The sequence below is a fragment of the Lacinutrix jangbogonensis genome (assembly GCF_000797445.1).
Classification (GTDB): domain Bacteria; phylum Bacteroidota; class Bacteroidia; order Flavobacteriales; family Flavobacteriaceae; genus Lacinutrix; species Lacinutrix jangbogonensis.
This window is the reverse complement of sequence record NZ_JSWF01000044.1, coordinates 74,422-85,443: the sequence shown is the minus strand read 5'-3', so window position 1 is coordinate 85,443 and position 11,022 is coordinate 74,422. Positions and strand designations below refer to the sequence as shown.

The window sequence follows — 11,022 nt, the reverse complement described above, 5'->3', positions numbered from 1 at the left end:
AAAAATGTAAACAAGTACTTTAGATTTAGCAAATAAAAATATGAACCAATTAAACAAATACAGTAAAACAGTAACTCAAGATCCAACTCAGCCAGCAGCACAAGCCATGTTGCATGCAATTGGGTTAACAAAAGAAGATTTTTTTAAGCCCATTATTGGAATAGCAAGTACCGGTTACGAAGGGAATCCTTGTAATATGCATCTTAACGACTTGGCTAAATTAGTTAAGGAAGGAACAAAAAAAGAAGACATTATCGGATTAATTTTTAATACCATTGGTGTTAGTGATGGTATTTCTATGGGAACACCAGGAATGCGTTATTCTTTACCTTCAAGAGATATTATTGCAGATTCTATGGAAACAGTTGTGCAAGCAATGAGTTATGATGGTTTGATTACTGTTGTTGGATGCGATAAAAATATGCCTGGTGCTTTAATGGCAATGATTCGTTTAGATCGTCCAAGTATTTTAGTATATGGAGGAACAATAGATTCTGGTTGCCATAATGGTCAAAAGTTAGATGTCGTTTCTGCTTTCGAAGCTTGGGGAAGTAAAGTAGCAGGTAAAATGGATGAAGCAGAATACCAAAGCATTGTTCAAAAAGCATGTCCTGGAGCTGGAGCTTGTGGAGGAATGTATACAGCAAACACGATGGCGTCTGCAATTGAGGCTTTGGGTATGACACTGCCTTTTAATTCTTCAAATCCTGCATTAAGCGAAGCTAAAAAAGAAGAGTCTGTAAAAGCTGGTGAGGCTTTGCGATTGCTTTTAGAAAAAGACATAAAACCGAGTGATATTATTACAAGGAAATCTCTGGGAAACGCAGTGCGCTTAGTTACAATTTTAGGTGGCTCAACAAATGCCGTGTTACACTTTTTAGCGATTGCAAGAGCTGCACAAATAGATTTCACGCTTAAAGATTTCCAAGATATTAGTGACAATACACCATTTTTGGCCGACTTAAAGCCAAGCGGTAAATACTTAATGGAAGATGTTCATGCCGTTGGTGGAATTCCAGCAGTTATGAAATACTTGCTTAAAAAAGGAATGCTACATGGTGATTGTTTAACCGTTACAGGAAAAACATTAGCTGAAAACTTATTAGATGTTGCAGATTTAAAAGAAGGTCAAAACGTTATTAAACCAATAGAAGATCCTATTAAGATCTCTGGACATTTAAGAATGCTCTACGGAAATTTAGCAACCGAAGGAAGTGTGGCTAAAATTACAGGAAAAGAAGGTTTGGCTTTTAAAGGAAAAGCAAAAGTATTCGAAGGTGAATATGCTGCCAATGATGGAATAAGAGATGGGAAAGTAGAAAAAGGAGATGTAGTCGTTATTCGTTACGAAGGCCCAAAAGGAGGTCCGGGAATGCCAGAAATGCTAAAACCAACAGCAGCCATTATGGGAGCAGGTTTAGGTAAAGAGGTGGCATTAATTACGGATGGTAGATTTTCTGGAGGAACGCATGGTTTTGTAGTTGGGCATATTACTCCTGAAGCTCAAGAAGGCGGAACAATTGCTTTAGTTAAAGATGGAGATATTATAGCTATCGATGCAGAAACTAACTCTATTTCTGTGGAGGTTTCCGAAGAAGAGTTGCAAAAAAGAAGACAAGTATGGAAAGCACCAAAGTTGAAATTTGAACGTGGTGTTTTATATAAATACGCAAAGACAGTATCATCAGCCTCAAAAGGTTGCGTAACTGATGAATTTTAAACAGATGTTTTAAGCATGAAAGAAACTCAAACTATACAAAAAGACTCACAAAATACGCAAACCACAGAACGCGTTTCAGGTAGTGAAGCTATTATAAAATGTTTACTAGCCGAAGGTGTTGATATTCTTTATGGATATCCTGGAGGTGCAATTATGCCAGTTTACGACGAATTATATAAGTATCAAGACAAAATTCACCACGTTTTAACGCGTCATGAACAAGGTGCAACACATGCTGCACAAGGTTATGCTAGGATTTCTGGTAAAGTTGGTGTCGCAATAGCAACTTCTGGTCCTGGAGCTACTAATTTAATAACAGGAATTGCAGATGCGCAAATAGATTCTACACCAATGGTTTGCATTACTGGTCAAGTAGGTTCGCACTTATTAGGAACAGATGCTTTTCAAGAAACTGATATTATCGGTATCTCTACACCAGTAACCAAATGGAATCATCAAATTACCAAAGCATCGCAAATACCCGAAGTCATGGCGAAAGCTTTTTATATTGCTAAAAGCGGAAGGCCAGGACCTGTTTTAGTCGATATTACTAAAGATGCACAATTTGAAGAATTCGATTTTAAATATGAAAAATGCACAGGAATACGTAGTTATGTGCCAGTGCCAAAAACGGATGAAAATTCATTAAAAGCTGCTGCCGAATTAATAAACACCGCAAAAAAACCACTAATAGTTTGGGGGCAAGGTGTGATTTTGGGTGAAGCTGAAGCTGAATTTAAAGCAGTTATTGAAAAAGCAGGAATACCTTCGGCTTGGACTATTTTAGGGGCTTCTGCATTGCCAACTGCTCACGATTTAAATGTTGGTATGGTTGGAATGCATGGTAATTATGCACCAAATGTATTAACCAATCAATGTGATGTTTTAATTGCTGTTGGAATGCGTTTTGACGATCGTGTTACAGGAAATCTTGAAACCTATGCAAAACAAGCAAAGGTGATTCATTTTGAAATTGATCCAGCAGAAGTAGATAAAATCATAAAAACTGATGTTGCTGTAATGGGTAATTCAAAGGAAACTTTGGCAGCGATTCTTCCTTTACTAAAGGAAAATAAACATGCAGAATGGCATCAAAAATTTAAAGATTTATATAAAATTGAATACGATAAAGTTATAAAAGGAGACTTGCATCCAACAAAAGAGGGCTTAACAATGGGAGAAGTATTGAAAGAAATCAATATACAAACCAAAGGTGATGCAGCTATAGTTAGTGATGTTGGTCAGCACCAAATGATAGCGTGTCGCTATGCGGAATTTAATAAAACTAAAAGTAACATTACTTCAGGTGGATTAGGTACAATGGGCTTTGCTTTGCCAGCTGCAATTGGCGCAAAAATGGCTGCTCCAGATCGCGAAGTTGTTGCTATTATTGGTGATGGTGGTTACCAAATGACCATTCAAGAATTAGGGACTATTTTTCAGCAGAAAGTACCTGTAAAAATTGTGGTTTTAAATAATGAATTCCTCGGAATGGTTCGCCAATGGCAAGAGTTATTTTTCGATAAACGATATGCTTCTACAGAAATGGTAAATCCAGATTTTGTAGCCATAGCTAAAGGCTATTATATTGATGCAAAAAAAGTTACAACTAGAACAGGTTTAAAGGCTGCCGTTGAAGAAATGATTGCTAGTGACGGTCCTTATTTCTTAGAGATAAGAGTGGAAAAGGAAGGTAATGTATTTCCTATGATTCCCACAGGAGCAAGTGTCTCAGATATGAGATTAGAGTAAATTAAAAAGAAAACAGAGCATAGAGAAAAGAGAAAAGGTAAATGTGGAAAAAAAATAGAATTCAATCGCGTACAAGTCTCTTTTGTATCCTCTTTTATCTATAATATAACAACGAATGAGTCAAGAAAACAAATTATATACAGTATCGATTTACACCGAAAATAACATCGGGTTACTAAACCGTATTTCGGCAATTTTTCAAAGACGCCATATTAATATAGAAAGTATTAATTCATCGGTTTCAGAAATTGAAAATGTTACCAAATGGATTATGGTGGTTAAGCTTTCCGAAGAACAAATGAAAAAAATTATCGGTCAGATTGAAAAGCAAGTCGAAGTTATCAAAGCTTATTATCACACCGAAGACGAAACGATTTACCAAGAAACATGTCTGTTTAAAATTAAATCTGACTTGCTATTTAACGAGCGACAAATCCAGAATATAATAAAAGAAAGTAATGCCAGAATTGTTACTGTAAATAAAGCCTTTTTTGTCATTGAGAAATCAGGTAGAAAAGAAGAAATAGATTTATTACATAGAGAGTTAACTGTTTTTGGAATCATGCAATTTACGCGTTCAGGACGCATTGCGGTTACTAAAGACGAAATGCAAATATCTACAATGCTAAAAGCATTACAACATTAAAAACAACTAAGAAATGTCAAATTATTTCAACACATTACCATTACGAAAACAATTAAAGCAATTAGGGAAATGTCGTTTCATGGATGCTTCAGAATTTGAAGATGGCGTGAATGCATTAAAAGGCAAGAAAATCGTTATTGTTGGTTGTGGTGCTCAAGGACTAAACCAAGGATTAAATATGCGCGATTCTGGGCTTGATATTTCATATACATTGCGCCAAGTAGCCATCGATCAAAAACGGGATTCATATAAAAATGCGACGTCTAATAAATTTAAAGTAGGTACTTATCAGGAGTTAATACCTACTGCAGATCTGGTGTTAAACTTAACTCCAGATAAGCAGCACACAAATGTGGTTAAAACGGTAATGCCTTTAATGAAAAAAGGAGCAACATTAAGTTACTCTCATGGTTTTAATATTGTTGAAGAAGGAATGCAAATACGTAAAGATTTAACGGTAATTATGGTCGCACCAAAATGTCCTGGAACAGAAGTTCGTGAGGAGTACAAACGTGGTTTTGGAGTGCCAACATTAATTGCTGTACATCCAGAAAACGATCCAGAAAATAAAGGTTGGATTCAAGCGAAAGCATATGCTGTAGCTACTGGAGGCGATAAGGCTGGTGTTTTAGAGTCCTCTTTTATTGCTGAAGTAAAAAGTGATTTAATGGGAGAACAAACCATTTTATGTGGTCTATTACAAACAGGAGCGATATTAAGTTTTGACAAAATGGTTGAAGAAGGTATTGAGGCTAGTTATGCTGCAAAATTAATTCAATATGGCTGGGAAACAATCACTGAAGCTTTAAAGCATGGTGGTATTACTAATATGATGGATCGTTTATCCAATCCAGCAAAAGTAAAAGCTTACGAATTATCTGAAGAATTAAAAGATGTTATGCGTCCGCTTTTTGAAAAGCACATGGACGATATTATTTCTGGTCATTTCTCGAAAACCATGATGGAAGATTGGGGAAATGACGATGTTAACTTATTAAAGTGGAGAGCTGCAACTGGTGAAACAGCATTTGAAAAAACAACATTGACATCAGAACATATTAGTGAACAAGAGTACTTTGATCATGGTGTTTTATTAGTAGCCTTTGTAAAATCCGGAGTAGAATTAGCATTCGAAACAATGGTAAGTGCAGGAATTGTTGAAGATTCTGCTTACTACGAATCTTTACATGAATTACCATTAATAGCAAATACAATCGCTAGAAAGAAATTATTTGAAATGAATCGCGTGATTTCAGATACAGCAGAATATGGTTGTTACCTATTTGATCATGCGTGTAAGCCTTTGTTAACCGATTTTATAAAAACAGTAAAAACTGATATTATTGGTAAGTCGTTTTCGGCATCAAATGCAGTAGATAATATTGAATTAATTGCAACAAACGGCGCGATTAGAAATCATCCAATTGAAGCAGTTGGACAACGTTTAAGAGCTGCAATGACAGCTATGAAAACTGTAAAAACGGAAACCGAACAAAATCCAGTTTTAGCATAATTAGTTATTGTCATCCTGAAATAGATTTAGGATCTCATTATACATGGAAGATACAAAAATAACATACAGACCAACATTAGAGGCCATTGAAGCTGCTTCAGAAAATCTAAAAGGTATAGCATCTGTAACGCCTTTGATGAAAAACACTCGCTATTCTAAGCAATTTGGAGCAAATATATATTTTAAAAGAGAGGATTTACAAGAAGTACGTTCTTATAAAATCCGTGGTGCTTACAATAAAATATCATCTTTAAGTGCATGTCAAATTGAAAATGAGATTGTATGTGCTAGTGCCGGAAATCATGCGCAAGGTTTCGCACTTTCATGTAAACTTTTAAAAATAAAAGGCACCATTTTTATGCCTGCTCCAACACCTAATCAAAAAATTGAACAGGTAAAAATGTTTGGCGAAGATTTTGTAGAAGTGGTTTTAATTGGTGATACGTTTGACGATGCTTATCATGCTGCAATCGAACAATGCGAAGCATTAAAGAAAACGTTTATTCATCCTTTTAATGACAAAAAAGTAATTGAAGGTCAAGCTACGGTGGGCTTAGAAATTATTAATCAGGCGAAAGCGCATCCCGCCGATTATGTTTTTGTCGCTGTTGGTGGTGGTGGCCTTGCGGCAGGATTGTCATCTATTTTTAAAATGTTATCACCACAAACTAGAATTATTAGCGTAGAACCAAAAGGAGCAGCTTCTATGTTAACATCTATTAGAAATAATAAAAACACGGCGTTAAAAACCATAGATAGCTTTGTGGATGGAGCCGCTGTTAAAAGGGTTGGTGATTTAAACTTTGCGATTTGCAAAGAGACTTTACATCGTGTAGTTTCAGTAGATGAAGGTAAGGTTTGCCAGACTATATTAGATTTATATAATAAGGATGCTATTGTAGTGGAACCAGCTGGAGCTTTGAGTCTTTCTGCTTTAGAACAGTTTTCTGAAGAAATAAAAGGTAAAAATGTAGTTTGTGTCATTAGCGGAAGCAATAACGACATCACACGTACTGCAGAGATAAAAGAGCGTGCGCTATTGTATGCGAATTTAAAACACTATTTCATCGTTAAGTTTCCGCAACGTAAAGGAGCTTTAAGAGATTTTGTAGTGGATATTCTAGGACCAAATGATGATATTACACATTTTGAATACACCAAAAAAGCTAACCGAGAAAATGATGTCGCGGTAGTTGGTATACAGTTAAAATCAACAAATGATTTAGAACCATTAATAACTAAAATGAAGCTACATAATTTTTATGGAGATTACCTAAATGATAAACCAGATTTATTTCAGTTTTTAGTATAGTGTGATTCAGAGTGGAGCAAAAAATCTCATTATTATTCTGAAAACCTACAAGGGTAAATTAAATTTTAATTCTCATTTTTGTGGAATTAACGAAATAAGTTTTAAATGAAAATAGCAATAATAGGAGTAGGGAATTTAGGATTGTCTATAGCAAAAGGATTATTATCAAGTAATATCACTTCGTCGTTATACTTAACAAAACGACATATTAATTCATTAGAAGGTTTAAAATCTGATAAAAAAGTAATAATTACGAATGATAATGGAGAGGCAATTTCAAATTCAGATGTTATTATTTTTGCTGTTCAGCCTAATCATTTAGCGGCAGTACTGAGAAAAAATATGCAATTTATTACACCAAAACATACTTTAATCTCAACAATAACAGGTTTTTCTATAGAAAAAATTGAAGGCATTATTGGTGATAAAAATTCAGTTATTCGTGCAATGCCAAATACTGCCATTGCAGTTGGAAAATCTATGACTTGTATTTGTAGCAATGAAAAAGCACAATTAAAATTAAATACAGCAATAAAAATCTTCGATTTATTAGGCACAACTTTAGTGATTCCAGAAAAACAAATGCAAGCAGCAACAGTGGTTTGTGCTAGTGGAATTGCCTTTTGGATGCGTTTAATTCGAGCAACTACACAAGCTGCAATACAATTAGGATTCGATGCTAAAGAAGCACAACAATTAGCAATGCATACAGCCGAAGGTGCAGCGAGTTTATTGATTAAAACGGGTAATCATCCAGAACAAGAAATAGATAAAGTAACCACGCCAAAGGGATGCACTATTGAGGGTTTAAACGAAATGGAGCATCAAGGTTTAAGTTCTTCGCTTATTAGAGGAATGGTTACTTCATTTGAAAAAATTGATGGGATTAAGAAAAGAACGTAGTCTAGATTAGATTAAAATGGAAAATGTATCTTTAAAAGGGTAGATTTTCTATTTTGTTAAGTATAATCACGTATTTGTACTCTATTATCTAAGCATTTTAATCTTCATATTTGTTGGTGCATTAAGCTCAAAACTAATTAAACCAACAAAAAATGAAAAATCAAACTAAAGTTCTAGGAATCCTAGTGTCCCTGGTTGTATTATTTTTATGTTTTACGTCTTGTAAAAATGAAAGTAAGACTCCAGAAATTGAAAAAGAAACTACTTATAATGTTCTAGCAGCAACTGTGGTCCCTTGTTTATCTGAATCGAGTTGGTTTCCGCACAGTCAAACACCAGCGCCTGATGAAGGAAAAGGGAGTCCGTTTGATGTAAGTGAAACGACAAACTGCATTTTTCACCAATGGTCTTGGCAGAAGTTTTTATGGGTAACTAAACCAGATGGAGATACGCCGTTATTTCTGAATCAATCGCAAATTATACAAGTAGCCGATGATATGAAAGTGGTAGCCCAACAAACAGGTGCAAAAGTTGTATTAACAGATACAGTACAAGCAGGCTTTGTAAATGGGGTTTTAAAAACGAATCCAGAATACAACTCTATTACTAATCAAGAGTATACAGTGCACTATTCAATACATGTTAGTAAAACGATGTTAACTGCGGCTGATGAATTCAAAGAAGCATTGGCATCTGGGAAATTAAAAGAAAATAATTTTGCAACTTTTCCTGTAGGGTCTCTAGAATTGAAAGTCTCTTGGGTAGATGTAAATGCGATTCCGTCTAATAAAAGAGCAAATTATTATACAACCATGGGAGCATTAAGTAATAATGGAGGAAAGACCTATACAAATACTACAGTGGCATTATTAGGAATGCATGTAGTAGGTGTTGTAGAAAATCATCCAGAATTTATTTGGGCAACTTTCGAGCATAACGATATCGCTCCAAATTATGATTGGAAAGCTAATGAAGCAACTTCTACAGCCGAAAAGTTATTATTTAGCAAAGGGAGTACAACGGGATTAAATGGAATTACATATACAAAAAACGTAGGCCCTAAGGCACCACACAAAGCATACGACTTATTTCAGTATGGTGTGCCATTAGATTCAACAGGAACTCCAATGGCAACAAGTCAATCTGAACCTGCAAACATTAATCATATTAAAGAAATAAATAAAAGTGTCGCTAGCAATTTAAAAGATGTTTGGGCAAACTATTTCTACAATGGTTCTATATGGTTAGATACAGATGAGATGTCGCCAAAACAGCAAGCAAAGCTTATTGTAGATTTAGCAAAAAAAGGTAAAACTGGTAGTGCTCTATCAGGGTCTAAAACTAGAGGTTCTTTAAATAACGCTAATGTCTCTATGGAAACATTTACACAAACTTTTAACGCGGATATTTCAGAAATTAACGTAAGTAATTTAGCAAATTGCTTTTCTTGTCATAGTGGAAGTAGTTTTTCAAGTCCAGCAACATATTCGCCAATATATATAAGTCATATTTTTGATGCTTATATTAAATCTGAAAATGAAGGTAAAACTAAAGTAGAAATTAATACATTGAAAGATAAGCAGCAAAAACAAATGGCTACTTATATAAAATCATTAAAATAAAGGTCCTTTCGGACATATAAAAAAGCACCTCGAGAAAGGTGCTTTTTTATTGATTGAAATCAATAAAAATTGACTGTTTCTCATCTTTAGACCCTTGGTAAATCATTATCATCCTTTAAAGGTAAGTGCGATTCTCCCGTTAAATAAACATCGACATGATGTGCAGCTTGTCGCCCTTCAGATATTGCCCAAACAATCAAAGATTGTCCACGACGCATATCTCCGGCAGCAAATATTCCAGGGATATTAGTTGCATAATTTTTTGTTGACGCTTCAATATTTGTTCTAAAATCCATATCTAAACCGAGCTGGTCTGCTAAGGTTTTTTCAGCACCGGTAAAACCTAAAGCTAGTAGTGCTAAATCACATTTCCATTCCTTTTCTGAGTCTTCAACTTCTTTTAGTTCCGGTCGTTCTCCAGCTTTAAAAACCCATTCTACTTCTACCGTTTTTAAACCTGTTAAGTTTCCTTTTTTGTCACCAATAAATTCTTTGGTTGATACGCTAAAAAATCGTTCCACACCTTCTTTATGCGACGATGTCGTTTTTAACTTCATAGGCCAATAAGGCCAAGGTTGATTAGCTGGGCGACCTTTAGAGGGTTTGCTAAGTATTTCGAAATTAGTTACTGATGTTGCGCCATGGCGATTAGAGGTTCCAATACAATCACTTCCTGTATCTCCACCACCAATAACGATCACGTTTTTGTTTTCTGCTGATATCACATCTTTAAAATCTACTAAACCATCAACATATTGGTTATTTAGTTTTAAGAAATCCATGGCTTGTGTTACGCCTTTTAAATCTGATCCAGGAATTGGAATACTTCGTCTAACAGTTGCGCCTCCACATAATATAATGGCATCAAACGCCTCTTTTATTGCATTGGCTTCAATATTATGCCCAACATGTGCGTTGGTTTTAAAAATGATACCTTCTTCTTCTAAAACTTTAACACGTCTATCAATTACGTTTTTTTCCATTTTAAAATCGGGAATACCGTAACGTAATAAACCACCAACTTTCGAATCTCGTTCAAAAACAGTAACAATATGTCCTGCGCGATTTAATTGTTGTGCGGTAGCTAAACCTGCTGGTCCAGAACCAATAACGGCAACTTTTTTTTCTGTTCTTACTTTTGGTAGATTTGCAACAATCCAACCTTCATTAAAAGCAGTTTCGATTATGTTTTTTTCAATATTCTCAATCGTTACTGGGTCTTCATTAATACCTAGCACACATGCTTCTTCGCAAGGTGCTGGACATAATCGACCTGTAAATTCTGGAAAATTATTGGTTTTATGTAATATTTCAGCAGCTTCTTTCCATTTGCCTTTATAAACTTTATCATTAAAATCTGGAATAAAATTTCCAAGCGGACAACCACTATGACAAAACGGAATGCCGCAATCCATACAACGCGCACCTTGATCTTTTAGCTTTTCTTCTTTTAACGGTATTGTAAATTCTTTGTAATTTTCAATACGCTTTTCTGGCGCTATATAGCTTTCGTCTTGACGCTTATGCTCTAAAAACCCTGTTATCTTTCCCATA

8 protein-coding genes are annotated in these 11,022 nt (G+C 35.0%); 7 read left to right on the top strand and 1 reads right to left on the bottom strand.

What is annotated here, in order from left to right; translation table 11 throughout:
* The first annotated feature begins 40 nt into the window (after window positions 1-40).
* The 7 genes from ilvD to RH82_RS16335 all read left to right on the top strand — a co-directional run bounded on the left by ilvD (window position 41) and on the right by RH82_RS16335 (window position 9,468).
* Window positions 41-1,720, top strand: coding sequence for a dihydroxy-acid dehydratase (ilvD, locus tag RH82_RS16365; protein ID WP_034062398.1), 1,680 nt, complete (start codon window positions 41-43; stop codon window positions 1,718-1,720).
* Between the two features lie 15 nt (window positions 1,721-1,735).
* Entirely contained in the window at window positions 1,736-3,472 is a 1,737-nt protein-coding gene (ilvB, locus tag RH82_RS16360) for a biosynthetic-type acetolactate synthase large subunit (protein WP_034062396.1), read from the top strand.
* A 115-nt stretch (window positions 3,473-3,587) separates the two neighbouring features.
* Window positions 3,588-4,118, top strand: a complete 531-nt coding sequence (gene ilvN / locus RH82_RS16355; RefSeq protein ID WP_034062394.1) for an acetolactate synthase small subunit — start codon at window positions 3,588-3,590, stop codon at window positions 4,116-4,118.
* Between the two features lie 13 nt (window positions 4,119-4,131).
* Window positions 4,132-5,631, top strand: a complete 1,500-nt coding sequence (gene ilvC, locus RH82_RS16350) for a ketol-acid reductoisomerase (RefSeq protein WP_034062393.1) — start codon at window positions 4,132-4,134, stop codon at window positions 5,629-5,631.
* Window positions 5,632-5,674: 43 nt separating this feature from the next.
* Complete coding sequence (gene ilvA, locus RH82_RS16345; RefSeq protein WP_034062392.1) at window positions 5,675-6,943, top strand: threonine ammonia-lyase IlvA; 1,269 nt, start codon at window positions 5,675-5,677, stop codon at window positions 6,941-6,943.
* Between the two features lie 105 nt (window positions 6,944-7,048).
* Window positions 7,049-7,846 carry a pyrroline-5-carboxylate reductase gene (gene proC / locus RH82_RS16340; protein ID WP_034062391.1) on the top strand — a complete coding sequence of 266 codons (798 nt, stop codon included), beginning with the start codon at window positions 7,049-7,051 and terminating at the stop codon, window positions 7,844-7,846.
* A 152-nt stretch (window positions 7,847-7,998) separates the two neighbouring features.
* Complete coding sequence (locus RH82_RS16335; RefSeq protein WP_034062388.1) at window positions 7,999-9,468, top strand: hypothetical protein; 1,470 nt, start codon at window positions 7,999-8,001, stop codon at window positions 9,466-9,468.
* Between the two features lie 86 nt (window positions 9,469-9,554).
* Here the strand turns inward: RH82_RS16335 and RH82_RS16330 are convergent, their stop codons facing one another.
* Window positions 9,555-11,021 (bottom strand): glutamate synthase subunit beta, encoded by a 1,467-nt coding sequence (locus RH82_RS16330; protein WP_034062387.1) that lies wholly within the window; start codon window positions 11,019-11,021, stop codon window positions 9,555-9,557.
* Window position 11,022 lies beyond the last annotated feature (1 nt).

Coding starts and splice junctions, on each gene's coding strand:
- ilvD (WP_034062398.1), top strand. CDS start 41: ATGAACCAATTAAACAAATACAGTAAAACAGTAACTCAAGATCCAACT.
- ilvB (WP_034062396.1), top strand. CDS start 1,736: ATGAAAGAAACTCAAACTATACAAAAAGACTCACAAAATACGCAAACC.
- ilvN (WP_034062394.1), top strand. CDS start 3,588: ATGAGTCAAGAAAACAAATTATATACAGTATCGATTTACACCGAAAAT.
- ilvC (WP_034062393.1), top strand. CDS start 4,132: ATGTCAAATTATTTCAACACATTACCATTACGAAAACAATTAAAGCAA.
- ilvA (WP_034062392.1), top strand. CDS start 5,675: ATGGAAGATACAAAAATAACATACAGACCAACATTAGAGGCCATTGAA.
- proC (WP_034062391.1), top strand. CDS start 7,049: ATGAAAATAGCAATAATAGGAGTAGGGAATTTAGGATTGTCTATAGCA.
- RH82_RS16335 (WP_034062388.1), top strand. CDS start 7,999: ATGAAAAATCAAACTAAAGTTCTAGGAATCCTAGTGTCCCTGGTTGTA.
- RH82_RS16330 (WP_034062387.1), bottom strand. CDS start 11,021: ATGGGAAAGATAACAGGGTTTTTAGAGCATAAGCGTCAAGACGAAAGC.